The 13,840-nt window shown below is 42.8% G+C and carries 15 protein-coding genes and 1 pseudogene; 9 read left to right on the top strand and 7 right to left on the bottom strand.

What is annotated here, in order from left to right; genetic code table 11:
- Nucleotides 1-1,183, top strand: a 1,183-nt coding sequence (locus WBA23_RS00390) for a bifunctional folylpolyglutamate synthase/dihydrofolate synthase (protein ID WP_424580248.1), incomplete at its 5' end; no start/stop codon positions are given.
- 3 nt (nucleotides 1,184-1,186) lie between these two features.
- Complete coding sequence (gene trmB / locus WBA23_RS00395; RefSeq protein WP_424580249.1) at nucleotides 1,187-1,840, top strand: tRNA (guanosine(46)-N7)-methyltransferase TrmB; 654 nt, start codon at nucleotides 1,187-1,189, stop codon at nucleotides 1,838-1,840.
- Here trmB and WBA23_RS00400 read toward each other — a convergent pair whose 3' ends face one another.
- Nucleotides 1,841-2,902, bottom strand: a complete 1,062-nt coding sequence (locus WBA23_RS00400; RefSeq protein ID WP_424580250.1) for a helix-turn-helix transcriptional regulator — start codon at nucleotides 2,900-2,902, stop codon at nucleotides 1,841-1,843.
- Nucleotides 2,903-3,113: 211 nt separating this feature from the next.
- Between WBA23_RS00400 and WBA23_RS00405 the strand changes: the two genes are divergently transcribed.
- The 3 genes from WBA23_RS00405 (at nucleotide 3,114) to WBA23_RS00415 (ending at nucleotide 5,225) form a co-directional block, all read left to right on the top strand.
- A complete protein-coding gene (locus WBA23_RS00405) occupies nucleotides 3,114-3,848 on the top strand; it encodes a CPBP family intramembrane glutamic endopeptidase (protein ID WP_424580251.1) in 735 nt (244 codons plus the stop codon).
- A 3-nt stretch (nucleotides 3,849-3,851) separates the two neighbouring features.
- A complete protein-coding gene (locus WBA23_RS00410; protein ID WP_424580252.1) occupies nucleotides 3,852-4,670 on the top strand; it encodes an SDR family oxidoreductase in 819 nt (272 codons plus the stop codon).
- A gap of 210 nt (nucleotides 4,671-4,880) precedes the next feature.
- Nucleotides 4,881-5,225, top strand: coding sequence for a hypothetical protein (locus tag WBA23_RS00415; RefSeq protein WP_424580253.1), 345 nt, complete (start codon nucleotides 4,881-4,883; stop codon nucleotides 5,223-5,225).
- 130 nt (nucleotides 5,226-5,355) lie between these two features.
- Here WBA23_RS00415 and WBA23_RS00420 read toward each other — a convergent pair whose 3' ends face one another.
- The 3 genes from WBA23_RS00420 to WBA23_RS00430 all read right to left on the bottom strand — a co-directional run bounded on the left by WBA23_RS00420 (nucleotide 5,356) and on the right by WBA23_RS00430 (nucleotide 7,345).
- Nucleotides 5,356-5,769, bottom strand: a complete 414-nt coding sequence (locus WBA23_RS00420; protein ID WP_424580254.1) for a hypothetical protein — start codon at nucleotides 5,767-5,769, stop codon at nucleotides 5,356-5,358.
- Entirely contained in the window at nucleotides 5,753-6,124 is a 372-nt protein-coding gene (locus tag WBA23_RS00425) for a hypothetical protein (protein ID WP_424580255.1), read from the bottom strand. The genes WBA23_RS00420 and WBA23_RS00425 overlap by 17 nt, the downstream gene beginning before the upstream one ends.
- Nucleotides 6,125-6,268: 144 nt before the next feature.
- Nucleotides 6,269-7,345 carry a DUF748 domain-containing protein gene (locus WBA23_RS00430; RefSeq protein WP_424580256.1) on the bottom strand — a complete coding sequence of 359 codons (1,077 nt, stop codon included), beginning with the start codon at nucleotides 7,343-7,345 and terminating at the stop codon, nucleotides 6,269-6,271.
- A gap of 146 nt (nucleotides 7,346-7,491) precedes the next feature.
- On the opposite strand from WBA23_RS00430, the gene WBA23_RS00435 reads away from it, so the two are divergent.
- From WBA23_RS00435 to WBA23_RS00445, 3 genes are all read left to right on the top strand, one after another.
- On the top strand, nucleotides 7,492-7,734 hold the full coding sequence (locus WBA23_RS00435) for a hypothetical protein (RefSeq protein ID WP_424580257.1): 243 nt from the start codon (nucleotides 7,492-7,494) through the stop codon (nucleotides 7,732-7,734).
- A 62-nt stretch (nucleotides 7,735-7,796) separates the two neighbouring features.
- Complete coding sequence (locus WBA23_RS00440; RefSeq protein WP_424580258.1) at nucleotides 7,797-9,140, top strand: PQQ-dependent sugar dehydrogenase; 1,344 nt, start codon at nucleotides 7,797-7,799, stop codon at nucleotides 9,138-9,140.
- Nucleotides 9,141-9,246: 106 nt separating this feature from the next.
- Nucleotides 9,247-9,720, top strand: coding sequence for a c-type cytochrome (locus tag WBA23_RS00445; RefSeq protein WP_424580259.1), 474 nt, complete (start codon nucleotides 9,247-9,249; stop codon nucleotides 9,718-9,720).
- Between the two features lie 8 nt (nucleotides 9,721-9,728).
- Here the strand turns inward: WBA23_RS00445 and WBA23_RS00450 are convergent, their stop codons facing one another.
- Nucleotides 9,729-10,064 carry a cupin domain-containing protein gene (locus tag WBA23_RS00450; RefSeq protein WP_424580260.1) on the bottom strand — a complete coding sequence of 112 codons (336 nt, stop codon included), beginning with the start codon at nucleotides 10,062-10,064 and terminating at the stop codon, nucleotides 9,729-9,731.
- Nucleotides 10,065-10,206: 142 nt separating this feature from the next.
- On the opposite strand from WBA23_RS00450, the gene WBA23_RS00455 reads away from it, so the two are divergent.
- Nucleotides 10,207-11,781, top strand: coding sequence for a peptide MFS transporter (locus WBA23_RS00455; protein ID WP_424580261.1), 1,575 nt, complete (start codon nucleotides 10,207-10,209; stop codon nucleotides 11,779-11,781).
- 112 nt (nucleotides 11,782-11,893) lie between these two features.
- On the opposite strand, the gene WBA23_RS00460 is transcribed toward WBA23_RS00455, so the two are convergent.
- Together WBA23_RS00460 and WBA23_RS00465 are read right to left on the bottom strand one after the other, a co-directional pair.
- Nucleotides 11,894-13,555, bottom strand: a complete 1,662-nt coding sequence (locus tag WBA23_RS00460) for a hypothetical protein (RefSeq protein WP_424580262.1) — start codon at nucleotides 13,553-13,555, stop codon at nucleotides 11,894-11,896.
- Between the two features lie 13 nt (nucleotides 13,556-13,568).
- Nucleotides 13,569-13,840 (bottom strand): annotated as a pseudogene (locus tag WBA23_RS00465) (hypothetical protein); the annotation flags it as partial.

Consider the following 13,840-nt stretch of genomic DNA (forward strand, 5'->3'; position numbering starts at 1 on the left):
CCACTTAGCCAACCCTCAACAAAAGTTTCTTTCATTACACATTGCTGGTACCAACGGTAAGGGAAGTAGCGCGCATATGTTAGCGGCTATACTACAAACAGCTGGTTACAAAACCGGATTATACACCTCTCCCCACTTAAAAGACTTTACCGAAAGAATCCGTATAAATGGTAATACGATACCACGTTCTGAAGTAGTGCAGTTTGTAGAGGACAATCAAGACTATCTTATCTCCCTACAACCTTCTTTTTTTGAAATGACGGTGGCTATGGCGTTTGACCACTTTGCTAAGGAGCAAGTAGATATTGCGGTGGTGGAAGTTGGTTTAGGCGGCAGGCTGGATTCAACAAATATTTTAACACCACTATTAAGTCTAATCACCAATATTGGTCTGGATCATACCGATATGCTAGGCGAAACATTGCCTGAAATTGCCTTTGAGAAAGCTGGAATCATAAAACCGGGTATTCCAGTAGTGGTAGGCAGCTACCATGAGCAAACCTTACCGGTTTTTGAGAAAAAAGCGCAGCAGGAAAATAGTTCTCTGCTATTGGCATTTCAGAACTACCGAGTAGTAGAGCAAAAAATTGATTCCAACTACCAATACCTATCCGTGTATTACCAGAGAGAATTACTATACCGTGATATTAAACTTTCTTTGTTAGGTAATTACCAGCAGTTTAATTTGATTGGGGTGTTAGCCAGTATAGATCAACTGGTTAAACTGGATTTTGCAATTACCGAGCATCATATCCGATCAGGATTGCAAGCGGTGCAAACCCTTACAGGTTTAAAGGGTAGGTGGCAGATAGTAAGCAACAACCCGACCATGGTGGCCGATACGGGTCACAATACGGAAGCATTTGAGGAGCTTATTCGCCAAATTAATCAGCAGCCGTACCGGAAACTAAGAATGGTTTTGGGCTTTGTGCAGGGAAAAGACCTGCAACAAATTTTTGCCCTTTTACCAGCATCAGCAAAGTATTATTTTTGCCAAGCAGATATCCCTCGGGCAATGCCGCTTACCCAAGTGGCGGAAGTAGCTCAAGAGTATCAACTCGATTTTGAAGTAATCGCTGACGTAAACCATGCTTGGCAAGTGGCTAAAGCTCAGTCGGCCTCAGATGATTTTATTTTTGTAGGCGGTAGCACTTTTGTGGTAGCCGAACTGGATATTATATAAATTATGCGTAGTAAATTATCCCGGTTTGCTGAAAATACTCAGCGAAAAAATGTAGTTGAACCCGGTAAGCCAATATTTGCCAAAATTCAGGGAAATTGGCACTCGTACTTCGAGAATGATTATCCTATTGTACTGGAATTGGGTTGCGGTCATGGTGAATATACGGTAGGATTAGCCGCGTTACATCCTAAAATAAACTTTGTGGGGGTAGATGTAAAAGGAGCAAGAATATGGAAAGGCAGTCGCGATGCTGAAGCTCTTCAACTTTCCAATGCTGCCTTTCTACGAATTAGAATACTACAATTAGAAGACAGTTTTGCCGAACAAGAAGCTGCTGGTATTTGGATTACCTTTCCTGATCCACACCCCAAAGAAAGCGAAGAAAAGAGAAGATTAACGAGTCCTCGTTTTTTAGAGATGTATAAGCAAGTTTTGCAACCTGATAGTTGGATTCATTTGAAAACCGATAATCTGGCTTTATATGAATACACCTTGGAGGTGCTACGCAACAGAGAGGATGTACAAAACTTAACTTATACAGACAACCTCTATATCTCAGATTTATATGGAATAGAACAGCAAATTCAGACCACCTACGAGCGAAAATTTGCCCTGCGTGGAATTAACATCAAATACGTGCGATTTCAGTTTCGGTAGCTACACTTGCTCGGGAGGATATTCTATTACCTCATCAATTGGTACCTTATGCTTGATATGCTTCATATACTCCGAAGGCAGTGCTCCGTAGCGTTCTTTAAAACGGGAAGCAAAGTAGGCGTAGTTTCGGTATCCTATCTTTTCAGCGATCTGTTTTACTGATAGGCTACCACCAACTAAAAGCTCTTTTGCCAACGTAAGCTTATGATTTCTAACGAATTCGTTGATGGTACAGCCGTACACCTTTTTGAACCCCTGTTTTAGCTTGGTAGTATTTACCCCTACCTGCCGCGAAAGTTCGGGTATGGTAATGTTTTCCTGAATATTGTCTACTAAAATGTTTTTAGCTTTGATAATTAATGCAAGATCGGACTTGCGCAGTAGTACTTGCTTGTTCTGAGGGTTTAAATCATCTACGTACTGGGTTACAATGTGGGCGAACAAATCTAATGAACGGGATTCCATTAAACTTTTGCGGGCTAATCCCTTTAGATCATTAGTATGGATATTATTCACAACATCTGCCAACGCTATACTGTAGGCATTTGCATAAGTGAACGGATCAATGGCATCTACATCTTGTAAAAGGTTAGCTAAGTCATTGGGGAGAGTCGCAATATCGCATTCTATCTTGTTTAAGTAAACCCGTCGATCAATCTCTAAGCTAGTGAACTGCACTTGCTTTTTTTCAGGAAATTCGTAGAGATGATCGTACGTTTCGGTACTGGTGCAAAAGGCGGTATGTAGTTCCGGAATTTCGTGTCTTGCATGATCGGGATCGAAACTATAAGTAACCTTTCCCTTCTGACAGAAAATTACGCGTAATGGATGCGATTTCTCAAGCGAATAGCGAAAAGAAGTTTCTTCATTAAACGTACAGTTGAACAGTAGCAAGCCCAAACCATCCTTGAAATTTATTCCCTTAATATAGCCCTGGCCGTATTGCGGGGGAATAGCTAAGGTAGTTTCTTCACAGAAATAGCGTATTTGGCGAGTGCCTAGTTGTTCAGCGATAGATTTAATAACGGAATGAATGTCTGATTCAGTAATAAGAATTTCCATAGTGGCAGTCAAAAAAAGAACAGCAGTAAATTTAACAGAATATACCTAACATATACAATTTCTCTTTTTATCGGGTCATAGATGTTACATTTGCTTTCGGGATAACTTCATCAGGATAGAGCAGCCTATTTTTTAAGTATTAAAGTAAATACAAGACCCTAATATTTATTCTTTCAATTATTAAATTTGCTGTTAACTTTGCCTCCTTCCTATGACTCAAGAAGCACTATCGTTCAATTGGAATCCCGATTCTTTACCTTCGGTAGTATCTATTATGATGCTAACAGTGTGCTTTGTCGCTTTCTGGTTTTTATCAGAATCTGAAAATATTCATCAGCAGATTGGGGCTCGGCGCGATAGAATAGCGGCAACTATTGCGAAGGTAATTTACCAAAAATCGCTAGGCGCACTATTGTTAGGGATTACCCCTTTTTTAGTAGCAGTAGCTTTTTTACCGTATTCTATCACTGAATATGGGTTGGGGTTTCAAAATACCGGAACTTCTATGGCCTGGATTTGCGGAATTGCTGCCTTAGTGATTCCTTTAAACATTAGAGCTGCTCAAAGGCCGGATAATTTGGATTACTATCCTATGATGCGGGCAGAAAAATGGACGTGGCGTCTGGTACTGTTAAACACGATTGCTACCATTACCTATCTCTTTTCGTACGAACTGCTATTTCGCGGTATTCTGCTAACGGCTTGCGTTACTACACTAGGCGTTTGGCCGGGAATCGCCATCAATATAGCACTATATTCTACTACGCATCTGCCCAAAGGACCAGCGGAAACTATTGGTGCTATCCCTTTTGGGTTGCTAATGTGCTACATTACTCTAACTACGGGTACTATTTGGGTGGCGGTAGTGGCTCATGTTATTTTATCGCTTAGTAATGATTATTTAGCGGTTTACTATAACCCTAATATGCAATTTTCAAGGAAATAGCAGATGGCTAAACGAACAGTGCAGGGAAAAGTAGCGGTTATTACCGGTTCGAGTATGGGAATTGGAAAGGCTACCGCTAAACTACTGGCCAGCCAGGGTGCTAAGGTGGTAATCAACGGCCGAACCGAAAGCCGCTTGCAACAAGCAAAGCAAGAGTTGGAACGGGCTGGGTTTGAAGTACTGGCAGTAACCGCCGATATTTCTACCCAAGCAGGTGCCTCCCAACTAATTACGGAAACAATAAAACGTTTTGGGAAAATCGATATACTCATTAATAACGCAGGCATGTCAGCCCGAGGTTATTTTGAAGAAACTGATCCCGAGGTGCTGGAGCGAATGCTACAAATCAATGTAATGGGATGCCTGCACCCAACCAAAGCAGCGTTACCGTATCTGGAGACTGCCCAAGGGAGCGTTGTATTTGTGTCTAGTGTGGCGGGTATCCGAGGGTTACCGGAAACAGGAATCTACTGTGCTACCAAAATGGCGCTTACTGCTGTAGCAGAATCACTCAAGGTAGAGCTAAGCGACAAAGGTATTCACGTGGGTATTGTCTACGTTGGAATTACTGAAAATGATCCGGGCAAAAGGGTTATTGACAAAGATGGTTCGTATTTACTGCTCAAAGACCGTAAACAGCGCAATACGCAGAAGCCAGAAGAGGTAGCTCAAGCTATTTTGCGTATGGTTGAAAAACGCCAGTTCAAAAGAATACTAACACTTTTGGGTAAGCTAAATGCAATTGCTAATGTGCTTTTTCCACGATTAGTAGATTGGGTATTGATCCGATCCAAGGAAAAGATTAGGAAGTTAAATACTTGAAAATCAATTTTTTATATTTTAGCTTGCGATGCGCTCGAACGAATTCTTTCTGAGCTACCGGTTAATGGCACTTTTTCATACCAATTTTCAATAAAAAATCAACAATAAATCTCAACATTAACTGCGAGATTAGCGTAGTCTCTAATATTTTGAGAATATCTGTTACTTTTGGTAGGTCAGTGGTTTACAAAACCAACTTAACTTTTCATTATGTTTGCTCATAAAAAAAGTGTACAGAGTAATGCTAACGAAAGTTTACTTCACCCAGCCGCGCAAGTATACGATTGGGGTAGCACTTTAGTCGTTGCACCGCACCCAACTGCCGATGTTTTAGGGTGTGGAGGTGCTGTAGCCCTACTGCAACAGGCGGGATTCAGCGTACGCATAGTGTTTGTTGGTGATGGCGAGGTGGCAGATGATCAACCCAACGAGGGCAGCACAGCCAAGGCTATTCTATGTCAAAAATGGAAAATGTCGGCATCAGCAATGAAGCTACTACCTTTCTTAATCTTCGGGAAAACCTTGCTGGCGTTTAGATATAAAGGAGGTAATTGATCAGAAGGTAAGAGCACTGGACGGACACTGGAATTCGGAATATAAGTTCCCTTGGCGCAATACTAAACAGGAAATTCTAGTGCACCAAGCCTATCCGTGGGAAGATTACCGAGAGTATTTCAGTTACGAATTAGGTTAAATTTTCTTGCTCAGGCGCAGTAGAAGGATAGTCGGGTTGATCGCTAAGGTTTTCATCTACAACTACTGAAGGAGACGGAGATGGATAAGACAAACTATCCGGTGGTACTTCAAAATAATTCTGATATATCATGCGGTAAACCTTGGGTGCAACTACTGTAGCAGACAAAGCTCCTACAAATTTTACCAATCCGGGCACCTTTTTGCGGAATACTAATTCTTGAACCATGTAGGTACTGCCAAAAACAGCACAGGCTGTCAGAAATTTACCTTTCAAATATTTGGGAACTAAGTCGTTACGAAGAGCGACCAAATCACTACCCAATTTCTTTTCCAAATCACGGGCCTTTAATTGATACTCTTTTTTAACTTGTTGATACTCTTCCTGGCTAGGCAACTGGCTCATTATCAGAGGGTTTTTTGGTATTGAATAGTTGGAAAAAAAGCTTGAGAATGGGAGTTTTGATCAATCGGTCCTTGAATATCCATACCAGTATGAAAATGAGAACATAAAAGAAGGTGACGATTAAAAAACCGAAGAAAGTATTATCTAGCAGTAAGGCCAATCCGTAAGCTGCCGTAAAGCTGGTAAATATTATAATAAACAAACCAATTAAAAAGAAAATCAATCCCGCTATTACTACAAACGCTATGTCAGCTCCTTTTTTTGATGCAATGGTAGAGATGAGCCTGCGCTGTACAACAACATAGTCTTTAGCGTCTTGCAGTAACTTTTCTAATGGGGAGGTTGGATAACTCATGGAATAAATGAAGAAAAAACAGAGTAAAAAATCGTAAGTACGAACCTGAATTTAGGATGGCTAAAAGTACAACATTGCTATTTGCTACCCAAGTACTTCTTAAAACAGATTTTCCGCGCTGTTTTAATAAAGAAGGGTGAGCAGCTATTCGGCTGATTTTACTTTGGAAACACTTTCAAAATTCTTTTCTATCGCGTCGATAAACGCATTGCGGAAAATATTCCAGATCGTAACCGGAACATCAGGGCTAGGGCTTTCTAGCGAACCTTCTATTGGAACTTCGGTAGCAATCTGGTCTTTTTTCTGATTCTCAAACGCTTCCGCACCTAGTCCGGCTATTGCTTCCCATACCTTTTGAAAAAAACCACTATCATCTTCTACCACATCTTTACGAAGATCAAACACATCCAAATTTTCAAAAAAAGGCTTGATGTACCCACTAATCTTTTGGTTTTCAACCGTCATCTCCGTAATTACTTCAAACGTTCCAGCTTGCACATCAAAGTTGGCGTAAGCTTTAATAAAATCGTTTAACTTAGTGAGATCAACCTTACTTAACTGAACATCGGCTTTAAATTCAGGAATTTCATTTAGCAGATTCATGTCGAGCTTAGCATCAAGCTCACCGCCCCCAATTGTAACGGCATTCGCTACCAATGAGCTCGGAAATTGCTGACTACTATCAGCCACATTACTAATATTTTCTGCTAACAAGTATAATTCCCGAAAGTAAGCATCCACTTCGGGATTAACCGATGGATCTATGTACGATATGTTGCCATTCTTAATTTCAAAACGGTTGATTGTCAGGGGAATGAAATCTTGTACTTGATCTACCCAGTTTACGTCTTCACCGGTTTGTTCCTGAGCGCTATCTCCTTCTACGGTAGGAGTAACAATCATATTCACCGTAGGATTGGATAAAATCACTTCACCAACAACTCGGCCGTCAAACAGTGCCTTCCATTCAACTGAAAGGTCGATAGTATCAATCTGCAAAAACGGAGCTGCATCTTCATTGCCCTGCTTGATTAGCTTCAGCCCATTAATCTGATACGCCCCTCGGTACAAGCGAATATCAATATCATCGATCTGGCCAGTGTATTCTTCCAGACTGCTAAGCTGCTTATTGATATAACGCTCGGCGATAGGTTCCAGTAAAAAGTGCAGTAGAATGAATATAGCTACTATAATTGCTAAGACAACGCCTATTTTTTTCATAAAGTAAAAAAATGGTCCATCAGTGTAACCAAGAAGTACAACGGTATGTTCGCAAATGGAATTTTAAAACGATTCATTTTAAACTCATACGAGAACAATCAAGATAAACTGTAGTTTTACTAATCATAACTAAACACCAATCTTTTATGTACAACATCTTGATTTATACGCTACTAATTTTTTTACAGGATTCAGGCAATGCTACCGACGATGGAGTAGCCTATTCGCCTCAAGAAGGTTTTGGCGGCCCTTTGCTTTGGATCGCTGCTGCTGCGGTTTTAGCGGTTGTGGCCTTCGTAGTGATTAAGGTCTTTAAAAGTATCCAACGTTCTCGTAACCTGGAGAGAATAGCTGAAGATGCTAATGCTAGCGAAGATAAAACTTTGTAATAATTAAAAAATTTTAGAATACTAACGCTTAATTCATTTTATAAAACTAATCAACCCCGCTGATGAATGAACGCAAACTATACGTAATTCAGGCCCTCGTGATGATGGCTCTTTTTCTATCAACTGGTTGCGACAATTCTACTTCCCAGGAATCTGCGGAGGAAACACCATCGCATTTAACCGCTGATACCGACAACGGATCTATTACACTATCGAATGGCTTCGGAGCCTATGTGGTGGCCGATAATGTTGGTAAAGCTCGTCATATAGTTGTGCGAGACAATGGCGATATCTACGTGAAGTTGAGAGATACCGAAAACGGTGGAGGAATCTTAGCTTTGCGCGATACCAACAATGACGGACGGGCTGATACGAAGGAATATTTTAGCGAGTACGGCGGCACAGGAATAGATATTTATGAAAACTACCTTTACTACTCATCCGATTCGGTAATCTACCGAGTTGCTTTGGATGCTACTGAGCTAGTACCGACCGCTGAGCCAGAAGTGGTAGTGGAAGGTTTCATGATTCAGAACCAACACGCAGTGAAGCCTTTTACTTTTGATGAAGCGGGAAATATGTACGTAAATATAGGTGCCCCTTCTAATGCTTGCCAAGAGCAACTTCGCACCCCCAAATCACCGGGGCAAGACCCTTGTCCGCAGCTTGACCGCCAAGCGGGGATTTGGAAGTTTAGTGCTACGGAATTAAATCAGACCCAAGAAGAACACGGTGAACGTTATGCTACCGGCATTCGAAACGCAGTGGCTTTGGACTGGAACAAACAAGTAAATAGCTTGTATGCGCTACAGCACGGGCGCGACCAACTAAGTAATTTATGGCCCGAATACTACGATTCGCTACAAAGTGCCGAATTACCGGCTGAAGAATTTTTGAAAGTAAGCGAAGGAGCTGATTTTGGCTGGCCGTTCTGTTATTTTGATCCTCAGAAAAATCAGAAAACGTTAGCACCAGAATATGGGGGAAACGGTCAAGAAAGCGGTCGTTGCGCGGATAAAGAAGATCCAATTATGGCTTTTCCGGCTCATTGGGCTCCTAATGACTTGATTTTTTACAATAGCGATATGTTTCCCGAGAAGTATCGTTCCGGAGCATTTATTGCTTTTCATGGTTCCTGGAATAGGGCTCCACTGCCCCAGAAAGGTTACAATATTGCGTTCGTACCTTTTGGGGAAGATGGAATGCCAAGCGGTGACTTTGAGCGGTTTGCCGATGAGTTTGCCGGATCAGGCGAGGAAATCGGAAGCCCGGGCGATGCCGAATTTCGCCCTACGGGTTTGGAAGTAGGCTCGGATGGATCGCTCTACATCACAGATGACCAAAAAGGAAGAATTTGGCGAGTGTTCTATCAAAGCGAAACCGAAAAAGTGGCTCTTGCTGAATAGACCATATAATTACGTTTAAACGCAATAAAGTTATTGCTTGGCAGCTAATAGACTTTTTTATAATTTTATCGCTGACAAAAATTTTCCGTTCATAAATTATACAATCTTGAAAAACTTAGTATTTCTCCTCACCATTGGTTGGCTATTTTATGCTTGCTCAGGGGGCACCCAAACTGAACAAGCTTCCGAGGCTACGGCTGAGTCTGCACCCGAAAAAATGTCGGAAGAAGTAACCCAACTGATGGCTACTGGAAATAAGGTATACGGGCAATATTGCATTGCTTGTCATCAGACCAATGGCCAGGGCGTACCCGGAGCTTTCCCAACGTTAGTACAGACCGAATGGGTGAACGGAGACGATACTCGCCTTATCTCAGTAGTGCTCAACGGATTACAAGGTGAGATCACCGTGAATGGCGAAACCTACAATGGGGTGATGACTCCCCACGCTTTTCTGACGGATGAGGAAGTAGCTGGAGTATTAACCTACGTGCGCCAATCGTTTGGCAATGACTCTGAACCAATCTCTATTGAACAAGTTGCTGAAGTTCGGGCTACGGTAACTGAAGAAGGAGCCTAAGTAAACAATTAAAGGAAATCTTCTCGGATAGGGCTAAAACTATCCACCAGTCGGGCTGTTTCGGATAATAACTGAATAGCGTGGGGTTTGCCGGAAGGAACATAAAACAGGTCACCCGTCTGTAATTGCACTGGTGTTTCCCCTTCCATTAAAAAGAGAATTTTTCCTTCCGCTAAATAACAACTTTGTTCGTGCGGGTGGCTATGAAATGGGTCCGGTTCAGTTTTAGGGCCACCGCTTAAATCTAATACGGCAGTCATTAGTGAATTAGTATGCACTAGCCGTCTTTGAACCCCTTCACTAACCTGTTCTGGTTTGGTTTCTTGATACTTTAGTACTGGCATGCTTGAATGTTCTTTAATTGACGTTGGAGTATAGGGAAATGAATGGTATCCAGTCTCTGGATTTACTCATCAACGTAAGTTACTAACTTTCTAAAAGTAATTCTTATTTTTGACTCACTTACAACCAAATTAAACAAACTACATGGCTGACACTACTGCTGAAGAGAACTACCTAAAAACACCTTCCGATGCAGTTCCCCCCCAAATGTTTGGCCACCCGAAAGGCCTATTTTATCTCTTCTTTGCTGAACTCTGGGAACGGTTCAGCTTTTACGGAATGCGGGCATTACTGACACTCTACATGGTAGAGCAGGTGTTCGAGGCCCTATCTAATCGTGATACTATTTCGGCCATTGTATATTCTTCGTACGGTTCATTAGTATACGCTTCCCCCTTAATAGGCGGTAAGGTAGCCGATGAGCTATTGGGCTACCGTAAATCAATTATGCTCGGCGGTATATTCATGGCCGTGGGTCACTTTGTGCTGGCTATTGAAAATAATATTGCCTTCTTTACGGCATTAGCTTTTATCATCGTGGGTAATGGATTTTTTAAGCCTAATATCTCTACGTTTGTCGGAGCGCTATACCCTCATGGCGATACCCGAAAAGACTCGGGTTTCACCATTTTTCATATGGGAATTAATATTGGAGCCTTTCTTTCACCCATTCTTTGCGGTTGGTTGGGGGCGACCTACGGTTGGCACTACGGGTTTGGTCTGGCCGGTATTGGTATGCTGGTGGGCGTAATCGTTTTCTATCGAGGAGCTAAGAAGGGAGTTTTCATGGATCACGGACTACCTCGAGATCCTGCTAAACTAGAGCAACGGAGGTTTGGGTTGAAAATAGAGCCGTTCGTTTGGGTAATCTCGCTTTTAGCTGTTCCTATTATCGCGCTACTACTTTCTTCCTATCAATTTATTGCCGGGGGAGAGAGCTTTCTAGGAAAAGTAACCATCGTCAATTTAATTTTTTACGCACTAAGCGTATTCATTTTAGGATACATTGCCTACATTATGTCTAATATTGATGTTAAGGCCCGTAAACAGTTAGCTGTTGCTATGTTCTTAACTGTATTTATGACATTATTTTGGGGTTTTCATGAGCTTTCTGGCAATATCCTAACGCTATTTTCCGCTCGCAACGTAACCCTTAATGTTTGGCCGTTTAACAATGCGGCCGCTACCAACGCACTGAATCCACTATTTATCATTCTATTTGCCATTCCGGTTTCAGCCTTGTGGGTGTGGTTATCCAAAAAGCGAATAAATCCGCGTACTCCCTACAAGTTTGCGATGGGCATTGCACTGTTGGGGTTAGGGTACTATATTCTGTTTTTAAGCGGTGGCTCGGCCGATGCTGAGGGGATGGTGCCATTTATCTTTCTTTTGTTGCTGTATCTGTGCATGTCGTTAGGAGAGTTATTTACCTACCCGGTAGGCTTATCTAAGATTACCGATCTTTCTCCCCAAACCATTGTAGCATTTATGATGGGGGTTTGGTTTCTATCTTCTGCTTACGCCTTTCAAATTGTAGGTTTTGTTGGTCAGCGTCTCGCTATTGATGATTTAGGTTCGGGTGAAAGCGCTTCCCCGCTCGAGACATTACCGATATACCTTGATGGCTTCGAATCCATTGCATACGTATGCTTCGGTGGGGCAGTAGTAGTGGTTTTATTATCACCATTATTAAACCGATGGATGGATGAGGTGCACTAAAATACGAAATGTGAGATGTGAGATGTGAAATTAGGAAAGCGGAGTTGAAAATGTAAAAAGATAGGGATTCATACAAAGGACAAAAGACCCGCCAGAATTTTACAATCAAGCTTTAGCCTTCTACTTCCACGTCGAAGGCCCCGTTGAGGATTCTGCCGTTTCGTTTCATTTGAACGTAAATTCGGTAGCTTCCTTCCGTGGGAAATGTGTAGGGGAAGCGTACTATTGAATGGTCGGGGTGATTGGGATCATCGAGTGAAGGGTGATCCATTCCTACTAGTAAAGCACTATCTCGCTCGTGGGCCGGAAGGGCGTTCAGGGTGGCGATGGTTCGATCAATACTGTCTCGGAAAACAGCCGGTTGAGGTAGTTCACTCCAATCTATTCTTCCGCTTCCCGATGCCAATCGCGATTGCATCGTTTCCTGCGAAGCCATTGAGTATGATCCCACGGGGTGCAAGTGGATATAAACGCTACCGTCTTCCTTAAAAACCACCGCGTGACCCATCATTCCTAAGTACGGATCAAGCTTCGCCGGATCACCATTCTCATCCTGCACAGCTAGGGTAAGGTGATATAATTGACCCGCGGCAAACTTACCTTCCTCCGTTTGTTCCAGGGTAACGAACGAACTGTCGGCCAGCATAATTTTTTGTCCCGGACTGCCACAAACCACTATATCGCCTCCGGGCATCAATACCTCTTCGCTACTGCTAGTAACCGGATCGGTGATATAGTAAGTATCGTCGGTATCCATTAGTAGCGAATCGTTCCAGTTATTAGTTAGAGCCGGAGCGGGTTCAGGAATGGTAACCGTATCGGCAATGGTTTCCGAAAATCCGCTTAGTCGGGAAATGTCCGTAAATACGTGATAATCACCGGGCGGCAACGGAGGTATAATGGTCTCGAAATGCGCTGAATCTAGGCGTTGCGGATGTAAGTGAGCAAACACATCAAGTTCGCCCGCCCGAACTAAAAACATATGCATAATCTTTCCGTGGTCGGGAATAAGGTAATTCAGGCTTCGAGTGAGATAAAGCTGCTCGAGCTTGACCGAGTCTACCTCAAACTTTAACACTTGCTTTTGGTCTTCTACCCGAATCGAAGAGGTAGCCGAAAAGGGCTTGTACATATAACGCTGATAATCAGTAGCCCAGCTATTCCACCACTGATTGCCGCCCCATAGAATTAACGATAGCAAAGCGAACCCTACGGCAGCTCCAATCCAACGCCTTCTTTTAGTTTTGGTAGAAGTAGACTTGCCTGGTTCAACCAGACTATCCCCACTACTCAGGCCAATAATGGTAACCATTAGAATCACCAGAAATAAACCTAGTCCCACTAATGTCCACCCTAGCGAGGCTTCCATTGTCTTTTGAGCGGTGGATACTGCCATCACCGGAAGCAAAATTTCACCGGCTCCCCGCTCGCCCTTCACTTCTATCTTTAGGCTAGCACTACCTGGATTCATCAACCAAATTTCACCAGTAAAATGACCGGTTTCACCGGGTACTGGTAAAGCCACGTCAGCCCGGGGGGTTCCTTCAGCACCCGCAAACCAGTACAAGCACGATAATTTTACTTCCTGAACCGTATTATCAGTGACATAAACGTCAACCCTAGCGGTACCGGGAATAACATCGGGGGAATTGACAACTACCGTAAGCGCGTAAGGCCCCGCTTCGCCTTCCAACGTTATACCAGGACTACCAATGTGCCCTTGAAGTAGTCCGGTTAGTCCGACGAGCAATAGGCTTAATAAAAGCTTTTTCATTATCTTCTGTCGGTTATCGCATTACACTTTGCATCCATCGGCTCCATCTTATGGAAACTCTTGCGCTCAAGAAGCCTACAAGAAGGGCTATGGCTAATCCTTTTAAAAGATCAATTCCTCCTGAAACCATCCAGTCGGCGTAAGCGTAACGAAACTCCCAGTCGGGAGTAGAACCGAAGTACCAGCTTTCGGTGCCGAAGAACCAGTTACGAGCCGATTCGGACATCAAGAAGTCACCGAAGGGCCATTGAACCGCAATGAAAAGCGCGAGAAATACGCCTGCGT

It is taken from the genome of Tunicatimonas sp., assembly GCF_049647865.1.
Classification (GTDB): Bacteria; Bacteroidota; Bacteroidia; order Cytophagales; family Cyclobacteriaceae; genus Tunicatimonas.

Coding starts and splice junctions, on each gene's coding strand:
- trmB (WP_424580249.1), top strand. CDS start 1,187: ATGCGTAGTAAATTATCCCGGTTTGCTGAAAATACTCAGCGAAAAAAT.
- WBA23_RS00400 (WP_424580250.1), bottom strand. CDS start 2,902: ATGGAAATTCTTATTACTGAATCAGACATTCATTCCGTTATTAAATCT.
- WBA23_RS00405 (WP_424580251.1), top strand. CDS start 3,114: ATGACTCAAGAAGCACTATCGTTCAATTGGAATCCCGATTCTTTACCT.
- WBA23_RS00410 (WP_424580252.1), top strand. CDS start 3,852: ATGGCTAAACGAACAGTGCAGGGAAAAGTAGCGGTTATTACCGGTTCG.
- WBA23_RS00415 (WP_424580253.1), top strand. CDS start 4,881: ATGTTTGCTCATAAAAAAAGTGTACAGAGTAATGCTAACGAAAGTTTA.
- WBA23_RS00420 (WP_424580254.1), bottom strand. CDS start 5,769: ATGAGCCAGTTGCCTAGCCAGGAAGAGTATCAACAAGTTAAAAAAGAG.
- WBA23_RS00425 (WP_424580255.1), bottom strand. CDS start 6,124: ATGAGTTATCCAACCTCCCCATTAGAAAAGTTACTGCAAGACGCTAAA.
- WBA23_RS00430 (WP_424580256.1), bottom strand. CDS start 7,345: ATGAAAAAAATAGGCGTTGTCTTAGCAATTATAGTAGCTATATTCATT.
- WBA23_RS00435 (WP_424580257.1), top strand. CDS start 7,492: ATGTACAACATCTTGATTTATACGCTACTAATTTTTTTACAGGATTCA.
- WBA23_RS00440 (WP_424580258.1), top strand. CDS start 7,797: ATGAATGAACGCAAACTATACGTAATTCAGGCCCTCGTGATGATGGCT.
- WBA23_RS00450 (WP_424580260.1), bottom strand. CDS start 10,064: ATGCCAGTACTAAAGTATCAAGAAACCAAACCAGAACAGGTTAGTGAA.
- WBA23_RS00455 (WP_424580261.1), top strand. CDS start 10,207: ATGGCTGACACTACTGCTGAAGAGAACTACCTAAAAACACCTTCCGAT.
- WBA23_RS00460 (WP_424580262.1), bottom strand. CDS start 13,555: ATGAAAAAGCTTTTATTAAGCCTATTGCTCGTCGGACTAACCGGACTA.